Raw genomic sequence first — 16,625 nt, forward strand, 5'->3', positions numbered from 1 at the left:
CGGCTCACTGGGCCCAACCGCCACGGCAGCGTGGTGCCCAGTGTTGATGGGTCTCGAAGGGTAGCGTGCTACGGCGTCGACAGCGCTTGGGTGATCTCGTCCATCTGAGCCCGCACGCTCTGCAGGCCGTCACCGGAGAGATACCAGAGTGTCGGGGACAGCACCTCGACGCGGATCGCCTCGCCTCCCGCGCTGCCAAGTGCCTCTTTCAGCGTCGACGGGTCCAGCGGGGTATCGCCGATGGCTGCGCTGCGATCGACAACGAACAGCACATCCGGAGACATCTCGGCGATGGCCGCCGGCGTCAGCGGGTAGAAAGTGCGGGCGCCATGGCTCACCGGCTCGACCGAGTCCGGCAGCGCCGGTTGCGAGACCTGCAACAGTTCGCTGACCACCGGCTCCTGGCGCAGCGAATAATGGCCATCGTTGTGCGTTACCACCACCGCCTCAGCATCTTCCGCCAGGCTCGCACGTGCCGATTCGATATCGGCGTGCAGCGTCTCGAGCCGCTCCTGTGCCTGAGCTTCGGCGCCATACAACGCGGCCAGCCCCATCACCTTGTCACTCAGCGCATCGAAGTAATCCCCCTCGCCGAGGGTAACGTCACGCGTCTCGGCCACGGCTTGCAGGTCTTCCTGCGACGCCGACTGGCGACCGGTAATCAGAATCATCCCTGGCGACAGTTCTGCGATGGCGTCGAGATCCGGAGACTTGAGCCCTCCGACATCGGTGCGCCCCTCAAGAAGGTGCGAGACATAGTCCGGCGCAGCCTGATGCGGCACGCCGACGATATGCGACTCGAGCCCCAGTGCTTCCAGGGTATCCACGGCCCCCCAGTCGAAACTGACCACGCTGGGGCCATCCTCCGACGACGACGATTCGGCCTGGGCACCCAGGGGCAAAGCCGATACCAGCAGCGCGGCCACGGGCAGCGTCCATCCGAATCCTCTCATCGAAACCTCCTGGAAAATAATGCGAATCAATCCTATGAAGATCCGAACATTATCATGCCGACCGCCTCGGAGGCCGCAACGCTGAGTTGCAAGACCTGCAACCTTGATTGAACGATCGCTCAACCATGACGTTGCCAATCACGCAACGATGCATTCCAGTAATAGCACTTCCCAAGGCAAATGCGAATCTTTATCGTTTTTAGCCGATGAAGCACGCCCAGTCAGGCAGCCATCAGAACAACGCAACGGGATCGATACCCCACCATATCCTGGGGAAATGCTGATAAAGAGTCGCGTGTCGCCGCTGAAGCGCAAGGCAGATGTCAAAAGAAAGCCGAGCATGACAGTCGGTTGGATCCGCGTTTCCCAGAGCCGCGCCCGACTTCGCCAGAAGCAAATGTGAACCGTCGACAGAACGGGCCTGCAGAATGGCCGCCAGGGACGGCGACTATGGCACCGCCATTTTCTCGCCCAAGCATTTAGGCAGTGTTTCCCCAGAGCAAGGAGCCAGGAACATGCAAGATTCACCCTCCCATCCCTTCGCCCGCACGGCGCTGGCCCTCGGCATCGCCACCGCCAGTGCCACGGCACTGGCCGATGACACCACCGAACTGGAACCGGTGGTGGTCACAGCGGCGGGCTATGAGCAGGTGCTTTCCGACGCGCCGGCCAGCATCTCGGTGATCAGCGGCGAGGAGTTGAACAAGCAGTCCTACTCCGACATCACCGACGCAATGGACAATATTCCTGGCGTCTATGTCACCGGTGGAGGCGGCTCCAAGGACATCAGCATCCGCGGCATGGACAGCAGCTACACGCTCTACCTGGTCGACGGACGCCCGATCTCCGATGGCCGTTCGGTCAATACCAATGGCAGCGACGGCGGCAAGCAGATCGGCCTGCCACCGATCGCCATGATCGACCGCGTCGAGGTGATTCGCGGCCCCATGTCCTCGCTGTACGGCTCCAGCGCCATGGGCGGTGTCATCAACATCATCACCAAGAAGACCACGGATGAGTGGTCGGGCTCGGTGACCACCGAGTACACCCACTCCCTCAACGACATCAACAACGATGGCCAGCAGGTCAGCTTCGTCACCGGCGGTCCGCTGATCGAGGGACTACTGGGCGTCAGGGTGCACGGCAGCTGGATCGGCACCGAAGAAAGCGACTTCATCGGCGGGAGCGACAACGCCGAGAGCACCCCCGATAGCGATACCCGCCAGGGCGGCGCGGAATTCACCCTGACTCCCGATGACCAGAACGAGTACACCCTGGGCTACACCTCGTCGACCAAGGAATACACCCACACGCCGGGCAAGAGCATCGGATTGCTCGATGCCCGCGGGAATCCCAATACCTCGAACACCAGCCGCTATGACAAGGACGTCTACACGATTGGCCACAAGGGCAGTTACGGCGCCCTGCTGACCGACACCTATCTGCGCCACGACGCCTCCGAACGCATACTGGACACAGCAGACGAGAAGCGCGAGGAAGTCACCACTTTCAACAACCAGAACACTTACTTCTGGGGCAACCACATGCTGACCTTCGGCGGTCAGTACAAGGTGGAGGACTTCACCGACGAGACCAACGGCCTGCTGGACGCCGACGTGCCAGGAGCCGTGAGCAATGTCGACCGCTGGATCGGCGCGCTGTTCGTCGAGATGGAATGGAGCGTCACCGACGACCTCAACGTGACCACCGGCCTGCGTTACGACGACGACGAAAATTTCGGTGGCCATTTCTCGCCGCGCATCTATGCCAACTATCATCTCGATCCGCAGTGGACCCTCAAGGGCGGCGTTTCCACCGGCTACAAGCAGCCCGGCCTGGCGGCCGCCACCGAAGGGTTCGGACGTCCGACCGGTCGCGGCAGCGCCGTGATCATCGGCAACGAGAGCCTGGATCCGGAGAGCAGCACCAACTACGAGCTGGGCTTTGTGTTCGACAACGCGCAGAACGATTTCACCGCCAGCGCGATGCTCTTCCACACCCAGTTCGATGACAAGATCTCCGAAGAGCGGCTCTGCCAGGGCCCCAGCGAAGGCTTCTCCGATCCCTCCTATCGAGAGTGCAACTACGCTGGTACCGACTACTACTTCGTGAGCACCTATCGCAATATCGCCGAAGCCGAGATGCAGGGCGTGGAGCTGACGCTCGACTACGATATCACGCCGCGCCTGGGGCTGAGCTCCAGCTACACCTATACCGACTCCGAGCAGAAGAGCGGCGAGTTCGAGGGCGAGCCGCTGAACAAGACTCCCAAGCACATGGTCAATGTCGCGCTGGACTGGGCGGCCAACGAGCGCCTCGACCTCTGGGTGCAGGGCAACTATCGCGGCGAGACCAGCGACTACCTGAGCCGCAACAGCATGAGCGACGGCACGCCAGGCTACGGCTTCTTCGACGCCGGCCTGGTCTATGCCCTCAACGACAATGCCCGCGTCAAGGCCGGCATCTACAACATCGCCGACAAGGAAATCACTAACGGCACCTACGAGGCAGTACTGGACGGCCGTCAGTTCAACCTGGGACTGACCATGGACTTCTGATGGCGCACGCCCGCCGGGGTCACTCGGCGGCGCTTCCCGACGCGATGCGTTTCGATCCCCTTGCGCCCCGGCTTTGCCGGGGCTTTTTCATGGCACAAACAACAATGATTTTCATCTGCATAATGATCTGGCACAATAGCCTGCTAATTTCCGATGTCGGGGCCCGCCGCCATGCACGATGCCGATGAACTGGTCGCCTTCGCCGACGTCATGGACAGCGGCAGTCTGACGCTCAGCGCTCGCCGGTTGGGCGTGGCGAAATCGACCCTGAGTCGCCGCCTCCAGCAGCTCGAGTCGCGCCTCGGCCAGCCGCTGATGCGCCGCCAATCCAACCGTTTGCTCCCCACCGAAGCCGGCCGTGTCTTCCATGACTATTGCCTACGCATCCTCGACCTGACGGATCAGGGACACAAGGCACTGGAAGAGTTGCGCGAAGAGATCAGCGGCGAGCTGACCCTCGAGGTGCACGATGCCCTCGGACGTTCCTGGATTGCCCTGGCCATCGAAACCTTCATGCAGCGCTATCCCGGCGTGCATGTCAGCCTGATGATCCGCGAGAACCTGCCCGAGCGCCTGGAGCCGCAGTCGGTCGTGGTCTGGTTCGGCGAAACCGGCGAGGTCGGCCTGCGCCAGGAGACACTGGCGCTGTTGTCATGCGGGCTATATGCGAGTCCCGAGTATCTGGCCAGGCAAGGTCACCCGACACATCCCCATGAACTGGAACGCCATAACTGGATCGACCTGCTAGGCGAGGCTAAACATGGCCTGGTATTACGTCATCCTCATCACGGCCAGGTCGATATACGCCCGCCCGGATCGCGCCTGCGGGTCAATCGCCTGGTGCTGCAGTCCGATGCCATCGCACGCGGGCAAGGCCTCGGCGTGCTGCCCAACTGGATGGCCGAGCGGCGTAACGCGGCCCACCCCGGTCAGCTCGAGCGCTGCCTGCCTGACTGGCAAGTTCCTTCCACGCCAGTCAACCTGCTCTATGCTCATGGTCACCAGCCACGCAAGATATCGGCGTTGCTCGAATTCCTGCGCGGCGCTTGTCCTGCCGAATGGCAGCATGGTGCCCGACAACATGCCTTGTGACGGGGCCTCGCGGCCTTCCTCGACGGCTGCCGTGCCCGCGCCGTCGGAAATTGCTACCATGAAGTCCTTCGCTAACGACTGATACAGGGGCGGCCATGGGCCTTCGTGAAATCGCCTTCGGCGGGATCTATCTGTCCCCCTTGCTGCTATACGCTCTGCTCGGATTTGCCTCGGCGCTGCTGATTCGTACTGTCCTGCACCGTCTGGTCGGCTCGATGCGACCCTGGTTCGAGGCCTGGTTCGATACTTCCCTGTTCGTCGTCTGTACCGCCGCCATTGCCTATCTGGCCTCCGCATCCGTGGGGATTCTCTGAACATGATGCGCACTTTTCTCCGCAGTCTCGTCACCCTGACCATCGTGGCCCTGGCCATCGCCGCCGGCCTGTGGCTCTGGCATTACTACCTCTACACACCCTGGACCCGCGATGGCCGGGTTCGCGCCGATGTCATCACCATCGCCCCGGATGTTTCGGGACAGGTCGTCGCCCTGCCGATCACCGACAATCAGCAGGTCGCCAAAGGCGATCTTTTGTTCCATATCGACGATACCCGCTACCAGGCTGCTCTGGAGAAGGCCAAGGCCGTGGTCCAGCAACGTCAGGCCGAGCTGGAGCTGAGCCAGCACGAGGCCTCGCGCCGCAGCCATCTGAGCCGTCAGGCGATCAGCGCCGAGAGCCAGGAGACGGCGCAGATCAACAGTCGTGTCGCTTCCGCCCAACTGGGACAGGCGCAAAGCGCCCTGAACAGCGCACAGATCGACCTGGAACGTACCACTGTCCAGGCCCCCGCCGACGGCCATGTCCTCAATCTGCAACTGGCCGAAGGCAATTACGTCAATACCGGCACCCCGGTGATGGCGCTGGTCAAGGCCGATTCCTTCTACGTCACCGGTTATTTCGAGGAGACCAAGACGCCACATATCCGGATCGGCGATCCGGCACGTGTCGTCCTGATGAGCGGCGATATCGAACTGGAGGGGCATGTCGCCAGCATCGGGCGCGGTATCGCCGACAGCAACACCTCGACCAACAACCAGTTACTGCCCCAGGTACAACCCACCTTCAGTTGGGTCCGGCTCGCCCAGCGCATCCCGGTGCGCATCGAGTTCGACGAGATCCCCGAGGATGTCACCCTGAGTGCCGGCATGACGGCCACCGTACGCATCATCGAGAACGCGGAGTAACGGCGCATGTCGCCCTGGCTGCAGGCCTACCTGACCCCCAACAAGCAGGCCGTCCAGTTCGCCGTAAAGGCGACCCTGGCCATGCTGCTGGCGCTGTACATGGCACTATGGTGCGATCTGGAACGCCCCTACTGGGCGTTGATCTCGGCGGCCTTCCTGCAGATTCGGCCGATGAGCGGCATGGTGGTCGAAAAGGGATTGAGCCAGATCGTCGGTACAGTGATCGGCTGCGCCGCCGGCATTGCCATCATGGCGCTGTTCGTCCAGGCCCCGGTTCCCGCCCTGGTGGTCCTGACACTGTGGATCATGCTGTGCACCTACGGCAGCTCCCTGCTGCGCAACAATGCCTCCTATGGCTGCATCATGGGCGCCGTCACGGCCATGCTGATCGTGGTCATCGGAGCCTCCCAGCCCAGCGGCATCTTCGGCATCGCCGTCGCGAGGCTCTCCGAGCTGGCCCTGGGCGCCATCTGCGCCACCCTGGTCAGCTCGCTGCTGTGGCCAATCAAGGTCCGCGATCACCTCGGTCAGCAGGCCGACGCGGTCGTCAACCAGGCCTTCCAGCACGCCGCGCACCGGCTGACGAATTCCTCCGACCTCAGTGAACTGCAAACCACCCTCACCGGCAGCCTGGAGCCGCTCACTCAGCTCGAGATCGACAGTCAGGCCGCCCGCTACGAGGGGCCTGAAGGCGCCGGGCGCATCCGCGCCAGCCACGTGCTGACACGCCATACGCTACGCCTGATGGCGACCCTGCACGCCCTGCAGCAACTCCTGCACCACTACGGTGACCGGCTTGACCCCGCCATCCACGAACTGGCTGACGAGATCGCCGAGGGATTTCGCCTGTCTGCGGAAGCCAGCGGCGTCGGCCAGGCGCACCGCCGCCTGCACGACCTGCGCCATCGCATCCTGGAATGCCCCGACGAGAATGCCTCGCCGCTACAGTTGCGGGTCATCATCGGGCTACGCGAGGCACTCGGCCACGCTCTGGTGATGCTCGACGCCCGCGACGCCATTTCCCAGCCCGGGCGCAAGCGCTTGCGCGGCGTGGCCCTGGCCTGGCACCGCGATCACCTGGCCGCGGGGCTGAACGCGGTGCGTGCCGGCCTCATCTTCGCCACGCTCGCCAGCTTCTGGATGGCCACCGCCTGGAACAACGGTCAGGTGGCCATGCTGCTGGGCACGCTGTTCTCGGCCTTCTTCGCCAGCCGCGACAACCCCGTCATGATCTGCATGATGTTCGCCAAGGGCATGCTGGCCGCCATCCCCAGCGCCTTCCTGTTCGGCCATGTGCTGCTCTCCCAGGCCAGCGGTTTCCCGATGCTGGCGATGATTTTTCTTCCTCCCCTGTTCCTGGGACTGCTGGGCGCCGCCAACCCACGCCTGATGGGCTACTGCCTGGCCTTCACTATCGGTAACATCCTGTTGACCATGCCCGGCAACGGCATGGATTTCACCTTCGATAGCTTCATCAACCGGGCCATCGCCGTGATGATCGGGCTGGCCACGGTGGTGACGGGCTTCCGGCTGATTCCCGGCTTCGGCCCTACCCTGCGCAAGAAGCGTCTGGTCGGCGCTATCGTCCGCGACCTCCGATACTTGCCGAACCGCCCCATTCACGAGGCAGAAACCCGCTTCATCGGCGGCATGGCTGACCGACTGCTGCATCTGGCCAAACACGACGACATGCTGCCCGAGGATCAGCGGCACCTGTTCACCCTGGGGCTGACCGGCCTGGACATTGGCTACGCCTGCTTGCAGCTACGTCGCCGGCTCGACGACCTGCCCGGCACGACCCTGCGCCACGCGCAGCGGGATTTCTTCGCGGCGTTGGCCCGGGCCTATGCCGCCAGCGCCCGGGGGCACGCCTCCGACGAGGTCCGCCGCACGGGCGACGCCCTGATCGAGGCACTGCACGACCAGCCATCGATCAGTGAGCGACGCCGCACCCTGCTCGCCGGCCTGGTGGAGCGACTGGATCTGTCGTTGCAGCGCCAGGCCGAGCGCGCCCGCACGTCCCGAATGCCCAGCAGCGCGGCACAGGCCGGCCCGGCCTGATTGGCATCATCCACTCTCACCCGACACTCCCCCCGCATGGAGGATGAACCATGTTCGCCGAACTCTTCGCCGTGATGGCGCCCGTTCTGGCCGGTGCCGGCCTCGGCTTTACCTGGATTCGCCTCGGTCACGACTATCCCGTTGCCTTCGTGACTCGCCTGGTCTTCAACATCGGCACGCCGGCCCTGGTGATCGCCTCGCTCTCCGGCGCCGACATCGATGCCAGCAGCTTCGGTCGCACCATGCTGGCCGCCGCACTGGTGATCACCCTCATGGCCGGCGTGTCCTTCATCCTGGCGCGCCTGCTGCGCAAGGATTGGCGCGTCATGCTGGCGCCGTCGATGTATCCCAACACCGGTAATATGGGGCTGCCGGTGGTGCTCTACGCCTTCGGCGAGGCGGGTTTCGCCTTCGGCATCACCGTGATGGTGACCGTATCGCTGTTCCAGTTCACCCTGGGCACGGTACTCGCCAGCCGCGGCAACCCACTGAAATCGCTGGCCAAGACACCGACGGTCTACGCCATCCTCATCGCCCTGACGCTGCTGCTCACCGACACTGAACTGCCGCTCTGGCTGGCCAACAGCGTCGACCTGATCTCCGGCTTCACCGTTCCCCTGATGCTGATCACCCTGGGCGTCTCACTGGCCAGCATCCAGGTCCGCAGCCTGCGCTCAGGCATCGGCTTCAGCCTGCTGCGCATCCCGCTGGCCGCCCTGGCCGCCTGGGGAATCGGCAGCCTGCTGGCGCTGCCGCCCATGGCGCATGGCATCCTGATCCTGCAGATGAGCATGCCGGTCGCGGTATTCAACTACCTGTTCGCCCAGCGCTCCCGGCGCGAACCGGAATACGTCGCCAGCCTGGTGTTCTGCTCGACCCTGCTGTCGCTGATCTATCTCCCCATATTACTGGCGATATTGATGTAGGCACTCGACCAGGAAGGGAACACGGCACCTTATCGACAGTCTCTATGGCGAGCCAGCCTTCACACCAAGGCCTTCATGCCAATGAGGATCGGATGCGCCACACGCCTTTGCTGCCCACCATGCTGCTGGGTACGACAACATTGTTTTTCGGCCCGGCCCAGGCCGACGATCCCCGTATCGAGCGGCTGACGACCGCACACCACGAACTGCGTCTGGAACGTTTGGCTACGGGTCTGGAACATCCTTGGGCCGTGACCGAGATGCCCGATGGTCGCTACCTGATCAGCGAGCGGCCTGGCCGGCTGCAACTGGTGACCCCGGAGGGCGAAAAGACCCGGGTGACGGGCGTCCCGGAGGTCTCGACCCGCGGCCAGGGCGGCCTGCTCGATGTCGCGTTGCATCCCCGGTTTGGAAGCGACGAGCATGGCGACGGCGAACACGACTGGGTCTATTTCACCTGGAGCCGAGCCGGTGATGACGGCACCGCCACCAGCCTCTCGCGCGCCAGGCTGGTGGATGAGCATCTCGAGGAGGTCGAACACCTCTTCACCCAGGATCGCTTCTCTGCGCCGGGGCGTCATTACGGCTCGCGGCTGGCCTGGCTCGACGACGGCACCCTGCTGATGAGCATCGGTGATCGCGGCGTCGATCCCGAACGTGCCCAGGACGGCAGCGATCATGCCGGCAGCCTGCTGCGCCTGACCGACGAAGGCAAAGCCCCCGGCGACAACCCCTTTGTCGACGATCCCGACATCAATGACGAAATTTTCAGCCTGGGAAATCGCAATCCCCAGGGCCTGGTCGTCACCGAGGATGGTACGCCCTGGTCGACGGAACATGGGCCTCGCACCGGCGATGAGCTCAACCGAATCGTTGCCGGCGACAACTATGGCTGGCCACAGGTCACTCAGGGCCGCGACTACGCCACCAACATGCCCCTCGGCGAAGACAGCGCGCCGGGCATGCGTGACCCTGTGCATGTCTTTGCGGGACGCTTCGCGCCTTCCGGGCTGACCGATGTCACCGGCGAAGCCTTCCCCGGCTGGCGAGGTAACCTGCTGGCCGGCGGACTCGCCAGCGAGAAGCTGGTCCGGCTCGCGCTGGAAGGCGACAACGTGACGGCCCGCGAGGTGGTTCTCGACGGCGAGATCGGCCGGATCCGCGATATCCGTCAAGCTCGGGACGGCTCACTCCTGCTGCTCAACGACGCTTCCGATGCCGGCCTATACCGCCTGACGCGCAGCGACTAGCTTCACTTTCCCTTTGCCACGGTATCGCCCCGGACACTCGATGCGCCTACGCAACCTGATACTCATCACCGTCATCGTGCCGTTGTGCGCCATCCTGACGGTCTTCAGCCTGGTGACGATCCACTCCCTCGAGGACAACCTCCGCTCCAAGCTGGAAACCGAAGTCCAGATCATCACCCAGGCAACCGGCGCCTCGCTCGGTTATGCCATCGATCGCGCCGAACCCAGCGCCCTGGAAGATGCCTTGCAGTCCGCCTTTTCCTTCCACCGCATTTACGGTGCCCATGTCTTCGATACCCAGGGCCAACCACTCTATGGCCTCGGGCTTGGCGAGGATCTATTTTCCGTCGACGACATCCGTGAGGTCGCCGAAAACGGACAACTGCAGACCGCCTACCGTAACGACGGCGACTGGAATTACTTCTCGGCTCTCAGGCCGTTGACCACACCTTCCGGCGAGATCGTCGGCGTGTTGCAGGTCAATCGCCTCAATACCGGTATCGAGAACTACGCCGACTTCATCGGCCTGGTGGCCCTGGGGGTTTTCGCGGTCGGCGTGGGAGGCATCATTCTGAGTATCTGGTGGGGATTTCGCCATCATATCGAGCGGCCACTGGAAAGGGTGCTGACAGTAATGGAGCGTGTCGCCGCCGGGGATCGACGCCAGCGAGTCGCGATTCACGGCTCAGAGGAGTATCGGCGCCTCGGGCTGGCCCTCAACGATATGCTCGACGCCATGGCCGAGAAAGACGACGACATCGAGTCGCGACGCCGCAAGGAGATCGAGCTGGAAAAGCGCCTGCGCAAGTCACGAAAACTCGCCGAGCTGGGCGTGCTGGCCGCGGGGGTCGCCCACGAGATCGGCACGCCCCTCACGGTGATCGAGGGGCAAGCCCAGCGCCTTTCCCGCCGCAAGAGCCTCGGCACTAAAGAGTACGATCATATCGAGCGCATTCGTGGCGAAGTCTCGCGTATCGTGGTCATCGTTCGGCAGTTGATGGACCTCGGGCGTCGCCACAACGTCGAGAAAGAAAGCGTGGCGCTGGATGAGACAATCGAAGCCGCCAGGACACTAGTAGAGGAAGAACTCACACGCCATGACGTTCACCTGGACATCCATCTGCCGTCACCGACACCCACCCTGCTGGCCAATGGACAGCAATTGGTCCAGGTGTTCACCAACCTGCTGCGTAATGCCGTCCAGAGCGATGGCGTATCCCGGGTCTGCCTGAGCGCCCGCGCCAATGACAGCGAACTCTCGCTCTGGCTCGAGGATGACGGTGGCGGCATCACCGAAGCGGACAAGGCCCGGGTCTTCGATCCCTTCTTCACGACCAAACCGGTTGGCCAGGGCAGCGGGCTGGGCCTCTCCATGGTGCACCGTATCGTCAACGATCACGGTGGCACCATCGGGGCCTATGACAGCCCGCTCGGTGGCGCCGGTTTCGAAATCACTCTACCGCGTGAGGACACCACGGCATGACGCCACACGATGCCAAAGGACGGATCGACGATACACCGCCCATCCTGGTCGTCGAGGATGACCCCGCCATTCTGGAGCTATTGTGCGAAGAGCTGCAGGACGCTGGCTATCCGACTCTGGGCATCGACAGCGCCGAACGGGCCCTGGCTCACCTCAGTCATAGCGAGGTCGCATTGATCATCAGTGACGTGCGCCTGCCCGGCATGGATGGCATGTCGCTGCTCGAACAGGTGAGAAACGACGACAACCCCGTCGGATTCATCGTGATCACGGCCTTTGGTACCATCGATCAGGCCGTGGAGGCCTTGAAACTCGGTGCCGATGACTTTCTGACCAAACCCCTCGACCTGGAAAACCTGCGCGCCGCTGTCTTTCGGGTACTGGAACATCAGCGCCTGGCCAATCGCATGCAACAGGCCACGCCCGCGGATAGCTTCCACGGCCTGACCGGGGATAGCGAGCCCATGCGCTTGCTGTTTCGCAATGCCGTCCGCCTGGCCGACAGCGATGCCCCCCTGCTGATCCTCGGCGAAAGTGGCACCGGCAAGGAACTCATGGCCCGTGCCCTGCACGCCGAAAGCGCACGTCACGACGGCCCTTTCGTCGCGGTGAACTGTGCCAGCATTCCTGCCGAACTGATGGAGAGCGAGTGCTTCGGACATGTCAAAGGCGCCTTCACTGGCGCGCACGAGGCCCGTCAGGGGCTCTTTCAAAGTGCCCGGAACGGCAGCCTTTTTCTCGATGAGATCGGTGAAATGCCAATGCCCCTGCAGGCCAAGCTACTGCGCGCGCTGCAGGAAAAAAAGATTCGCCCAGTTGGCGCTGAACGAGAGGAAAGCGTCGATGTGCGCATCATCGCCGCCACTCACCGCGATCTCGAGCATGAAATCCTGGCAGGCGGATTTCGCAATGACCTGTTCTATCGACTGGAAACGTTCTCGTTGCGCATCCCGCCACTACGCGAACGTCCCGGCGATGTCGAAAGACTGGTCATGTCCCTGCTCGACAAACACGCCGAACAGCAGCAAAAACCGATTGCACGAATCGAGCCCTTGGCGCTTCAGACCCTTCTCGATTACGACTATCCGGGTAATGTACGGGAACTGGAAAATGCCATTATCCGGGCTGTCACCCTGGCCGAGGAAGGCCTGCTACGCCATGACGACCTCCCCGAACGCATGCGCAGACACACGGCGGCCTCCCCTTCAGGAACGACCAGTACCGGCAACGCGGCAGCCGATACCTCCCAGGGCGACTGGCCAAGCCTCGAGGAAGTGGAGAAGCGTTATATCCACAAAGTGCTCGATGCCACGGGGGGCAACAAGCGACGCACTGCCGACCTGCTGGGCATCGCCCGACGCACGCTTTATCGTCGACTCGAGGAAAAAAGCGGCGACCCGCAATAGCGATACCCTGCCATAGAGATGCCCTGAAATTGGAAAGGCTCAAACTGGAAAGGCTCCCGCGATTTCGCGGGAGCCTTTCACACGCTTTCGGGTATCGACAACTCCGATAGCGTAACCACCTTGGAAGATCCTGACCGGGATCACCGGCCAAGGTTGGTGACCCCGCTGGCCTTACCAGCCACCACCTTCTTCTGTTTCACCTTGGCCTTCTTCCTCCCAGGTATCTCCTGCAGCTTCACCCTCATGCTCATACTGTCCGTTGGTCGCTGCACCATTGCCATTGCCGGCGCTCTCGTCATAGCCAGCGCCCGCCGAGTCGTTACCCGTGGCGTAGGGATCCTCTTGCTGAGCCGTACCGGACATTCCGGCATCACTTCCGGATGCCGCCGGGTCCGTACCTGCCGCCGTTGAGCCACCGGGCTCGGTCGACGAACTATTCTGAGTCGTCTGGTCGGCCGGTTCCTCGTATCCATCGGCGACCACGAAGGGGCTGGCGACCAGACCGAACGAAATGCCGAGAATACCGAGCTTCTTAATGAGATTCTGATCCAACATGTCATGTCTCCTTAATAGACCAAAACGTATGCTTGACGTTGTGTCACATCCGGTCTTCGCGACCGTGCGTGGGGAAAGTGGCGTGTTCAGAAGCCGCTCTGCTCCTGGTCATTGCTCATCTGGTCCTGGCTACCGACGGAACCGGACTCCTGCTCCATGGATGACGCTTCTTCCGCTGGTGCCTGTCCGCCATCGTTGCACCCGGTCATCGTCAAGGTGCCGAGAGTCAATGCCAGCATGGCGCACAGTGCCGTCAAGCGGCGCGCTCGCCTGCTGTTTTGCTGTTCATGGAAGTTGAATGTCATTCAGTGCGGCTCCTCGTTGATGGATGCGCACCCAGTTCCAAGCGATGAACATGCCAACTCGAGAGAAAAAACATAAAAATCATTAAAATCAGTAATATAAGAAAATCACGTTCGAGCATGAGCCGCGTCCCGAATCGCTCGAGGCATGGTTAATTCCGGCACATGGGTCAACTCGGCCCGTCTTCCTACATCATCGACTATCCTTTATCAGGATTTTCCTCCATGCACCTCAATCACTGATCAGCCCCCGAGCAATGAAAGAGAACCGAACAGCACTTGCCGAACTCTGCCTCGACCTCACCCAACGCCAGCAGTCTCCCGCCCCGATCCTGACGGGCCTCGAGGTCAGCCGAATCCGCTCTGTCCACCCGGGCTTCGAGGCTGGCCTGGTCTTGCTCAACGACGCTGCCAACGGTAGCCTCCTTCGGCTGTTGCCGATGGCACCGGCAATGGGAGGCGCGCCGTATCCCGCTTTTCCCGAGCGTTCAGGGCCACCCTGCGAATTTGAATCATCGTTCAAGCAACGCTAGGGTATGCCGCCTCGTGCCGCGTCAACACTGCCGTCTGGCATCCTGATGCGATCCCTCATCCCAACCAGGCACCGACCACGGCGTGTGCGCCACGGTCAGGGGCCACTAAGGCACAGCAATGAGTGACAACCGAAACGTCAAGATTCGGGTGCGCAATCTCAGCAAGGTCTTCGGCAACCAACCGAAGAAGGCGCTAGAGTTGCGCGACCAGGGCCTGAAGCGGCCCGAAATCCTCGACAAGACCGGCCAGACTCTAGGCCTCTCCAATATCGATTTCGATGTTCACGAGGGTGAACTTCTGGTGATCATGGGGCTTTCCGGATCGGGCAAGTCGACCCTGATCCGCTGCCTCAACCGGCTGATCGAGCCCACCGAGGGCGAGATCGTCATCGACGGCGAGAACATTCCCGATCTCAAGGAGAAGGAACTGCTGGAATGCCGCCGTCGCCATTTCTCCATGGTGTTCCAGAACTTCGCCCTCTTTCCCAACCGCACCGTGCGCCAGAACGCCGAATTCGGCCTGGAAGTACGCGGCATCGACACGGCAACGCGCCGGGCAGCGGCAGACAAGTCCCTCAAGCAAGTCGGTCTGGACGGTTGGGAGGATGCCTATCCCAACCAGCTCTCCGGCGGCATGCAGCAGCGCGTCGGCCTGGCACGCGCCTTGGCCAACGATGCCACCGTACTGCTGATGGATGAGGCCTTCTCGGCACTCGATCCGCTGATCCGCGGCGACATGCAACAAGAATTGCTGGCCCTTCAGCACCGCATGCAGAAGACCACCGTCTTCATCACCCATGATCTCGACGAGGCGCTGACCATCGGTGATCGCATCGTGCTGCTCAAGGACGGCGAAGTGGTGCAGATCGGCACGCCCGAGGAGATTCTCACCAAGCCGGCGAACGACTATGTGCGCCGCTTCATCGAAGGGGTCGACAAGTCGCGCATCCTCACCGCCGAGAGCGCCATGCGCAAGGTGCGCTCCACGGTTCGCGAGAGCGATGGACCACGTACCGCGCTGCGCAAGATGCGCGAGCACAGCCTCGACTCCATCTACATCCTCGACCGTGAACGCCGTCTGATCGGCCTGATCGACGCCGACGCCGCCAGCGAAGCGCTGGAGCGTGGCCAGGAGAGTGTCACCGAGGCCATGACCCAGGACTTCCGCAGCGTGACGCGGGAAGAGCCGCTGCACAATCTGTTCGCCATGTTCAGCGAGAACCGCTTCCCCATCGCCGTGGTAGACGACAACAAGGTGCTTCAGGGCGTGGTGGTCAAGGGCGCCGTCCTGGATGAACTCGCACAGGCAGGAGAAGACTGATGGCTATCGAATTCCCGCGCATTCCGTTGGGCGACTGGATCGAGGGTAGTCTGAACTGGCTGACCAGTGAATATTCCATCGTGACCCGCGGCATTTCCCGAGTGACGCAGACCGGCATCGATGGCCTCAATGATGCGCTGATGTGGCTGCCCGACTGGTCGCTGCTGGTGATCATCGTGGCGCTGTGCTGGTGGGTGGCCAACTCTCGTCTGGCCATCGGTGCGGCCCTCGGCCTGCTATTGATCTGGAACCTGGGCCTGTGGGATCCGATGATCGAGACCCTGACGCTGGTGGTGATCGCCACCCTGGTGGCGGTAGTCATCGCGTTACCGGTCGGCATCACCGCCGCGCTCTCCGAGCGTCTCTATCGCATCATCATGCCGATACTGGATTTCATGCAGACCATGCCGGCCTTCGTCTACCTGATCCCGGCGATTCCGTTCTTCGGCATCGGTTCGGTGTCGGCCATCTTCGCCACTGTCATCTTCTCCATGCCGCCTGCTATCCGCTTCACCACCCTGGGTATCCGCCAGGTACCAGTGGAACTGGTCGAGGCCGCCGACGCCTATGGCGCCACCCGCAGCCAGAAGCTCATCAAAGTCCAACTGCCGATGTCGTTGCCCACCGTCATGGCCGGCATCAACCAGACGATCATGCTCGCGCTCTCCATGGTGGTAATCGCCGCCATGATCGGCGCCGATGGCCTGGGCAGCGAAGTCTGGCGTGCCATCCAGCGCCTGCGCCCCGGCGACGGCTTCGAGGCCGGCATCGCGGTGGTCATCCTGGCCATGATTCTCGATCGCGTCACCCAGTCGCTGCGCAAGCAACGCAAGACCTGATCTCATGGCAACGCCGTAAGACGCGGATCGGAGGGAGGCGCCACTCGAGCGCCTCCCATTCCTGGTCGCCCGAGCGATCATGAACGCGACATGGCATAGCTATTCCCGCCCGGATGTGTTGCCAGAAGCAGACGATTCGCATGAGATGATGTACGGTAAGCAA

General features: G+C 62.5%; 14 protein-coding genes. 11 read left to right on the forward strand and 3 right to left on the reverse strand.

Annotation, left to right across the window (positions count from 1 at the left end; genetic code table 11):
- Nucleotides 1-68: 68 nt before the first annotated feature.
- On the reverse strand, nt 69-953 hold the full coding sequence (locus tag FZZ93_RS02825) for an ABC transporter substrate-binding protein (protein ID WP_149320801.1): 885 nt from the start codon (nt 951-953) through the stop codon (nt 69-71).
- Nucleotides 954-1,468: 515 nt separating this feature from the next.
- Here FZZ93_RS02825 and FZZ93_RS02830 point away from each other — a divergent pair.
- The 9 genes from FZZ93_RS02830 (at nt 1,469) to FZZ93_RS02870 (ending at nt 12,912) form a co-directional block, all read left to right on the forward strand.
- On the forward strand, nt 1,469-3,511 hold the full coding sequence (locus tag FZZ93_RS02830) for a TonB-dependent receptor domain-containing protein (RefSeq protein ID WP_149320802.1): 2,043 nt from the start codon (nt 1,469-1,471) through the stop codon (nt 3,509-3,511).
- A gap of 171 nt (nt 3,512-3,682) precedes the next feature.
- Complete coding sequence (locus FZZ93_RS02835) at nt 3,683-4,603, forward strand: LysR family transcriptional regulator (protein WP_149320803.1); 921 nt, start codon at nt 3,683-3,685, stop codon at nt 4,601-4,603.
- A gap of 95 nt (nt 4,604-4,698) precedes the next feature.
- Nucleotides 4,699-4,917 (forward strand): DUF1656 domain-containing protein, encoded by a 219-nt coding sequence (locus tag FZZ93_RS02840; RefSeq protein ID WP_149320804.1) that lies wholly within the window; start codon nt 4,699-4,701, stop codon nt 4,915-4,917.
- Nucleotides 4,918-4,922: 5 nt separating this feature from the next.
- Nucleotides 4,923-5,786: an efflux RND transporter periplasmic adaptor subunit gene (locus FZZ93_RS02845; RefSeq protein WP_149320846.1), complete on the forward strand. Its 864-nt coding sequence runs from the start codon at nt 4,923-4,925 to the stop codon at nt 5,784-5,786.
- Between the two features lie 6 nt (nt 5,787-5,792).
- On the forward strand, nt 5,793-7,847 hold the full coding sequence (locus FZZ93_RS02850) for an FUSC family protein (RefSeq protein WP_149320805.1): 2,055 nt from the start codon (nt 5,793-5,795) through the stop codon (nt 7,845-7,847).
- Nucleotides 7,848-7,897: 50 nt separating this feature from the next.
- Nucleotides 7,898-8,773 carry an AEC family transporter gene (locus tag FZZ93_RS02855; RefSeq protein ID WP_149320806.1) on the forward strand — a complete coding sequence of 292 codons (876 nt, stop codon included), beginning with the start codon at nt 7,898-7,900 and terminating at the stop codon, nt 8,771-8,773.
- Nucleotides 8,774-8,865: 92 nt separating this feature from the next.
- Nucleotides 8,866-10,023 (forward strand): PQQ-dependent sugar dehydrogenase, encoded by a 1,158-nt coding sequence (locus tag FZZ93_RS02860; RefSeq protein WP_149320807.1) that lies wholly within the window; start codon nt 8,866-8,868, stop codon nt 10,021-10,023.
- Between the two features lie 40 nt (nt 10,024-10,063).
- Entirely contained in the window at nt 10,064-11,506 is a 1,443-nt protein-coding gene (locus FZZ93_RS02865) for a sensor histidine kinase (protein ID WP_149320808.1), read from the forward strand.
- Nucleotides 11,503-12,912, forward strand: a complete 1,410-nt coding sequence (locus FZZ93_RS02870; RefSeq protein WP_149320809.1) for a sigma-54-dependent transcriptional regulator — start codon at nt 11,503-11,505, stop codon at nt 12,910-12,912. The genes FZZ93_RS02865 and FZZ93_RS02870 overlap by 4 nt, the downstream gene beginning before the upstream one ends.
- A gap of 171 nt (nt 12,913-13,083) precedes the next feature.
- Here FZZ93_RS02870 and FZZ93_RS02875 read toward each other — a convergent pair whose 3' ends face one another.
- Both FZZ93_RS02875 and FZZ93_RS02880 read right to left on the reverse strand, forming a co-directional pair.
- A complete protein-coding gene (locus FZZ93_RS02875) occupies nt 13,084-13,467 on the reverse strand; it encodes a hypothetical protein (protein ID WP_149320810.1) in 384 nt (127 codons plus the stop codon).
- Between the two features lie 86 nt (nt 13,468-13,553).
- Entirely contained in the window at nt 13,554-13,772 is a 219-nt protein-coding gene (locus FZZ93_RS02880; protein ID WP_149320811.1) for a hypothetical protein, read from the reverse strand.
- 648 nt (nt 13,773-14,420) lie between these two features.
- Here FZZ93_RS02880 and FZZ93_RS02885 point away from each other — a divergent pair.
- Both FZZ93_RS02885 and FZZ93_RS02890 read left to right on the forward strand, forming a co-directional pair.
- Complete coding sequence (locus FZZ93_RS02885; RefSeq protein ID WP_149320812.1) at nt 14,421-15,623, forward strand: quaternary amine ABC transporter ATP-binding protein; 1,203 nt, start codon at nt 14,421-14,423, stop codon at nt 15,621-15,623.
- A gap of 5 nt (nt 15,624-15,628) precedes the next feature.
- Nucleotides 15,629-16,462, forward strand: a complete 834-nt coding sequence (locus FZZ93_RS02890; RefSeq protein ID WP_149320847.1) for an ABC transporter permease — start codon at nt 15,629-15,631, stop codon at nt 16,460-16,462.
- The last annotated feature ends 163 nt before the right edge of the window (nt 16,463-16,625 follow it).

It is taken from the genome of Halomonas eurihalina, from assembly GCF_008274785.1.
In the GTDB taxonomy this organism is placed as follows: Bacteria; Pseudomonadota; Gammaproteobacteria; order Pseudomonadales; family Halomonadaceae; genus Halomonas; species Halomonas eurihalina.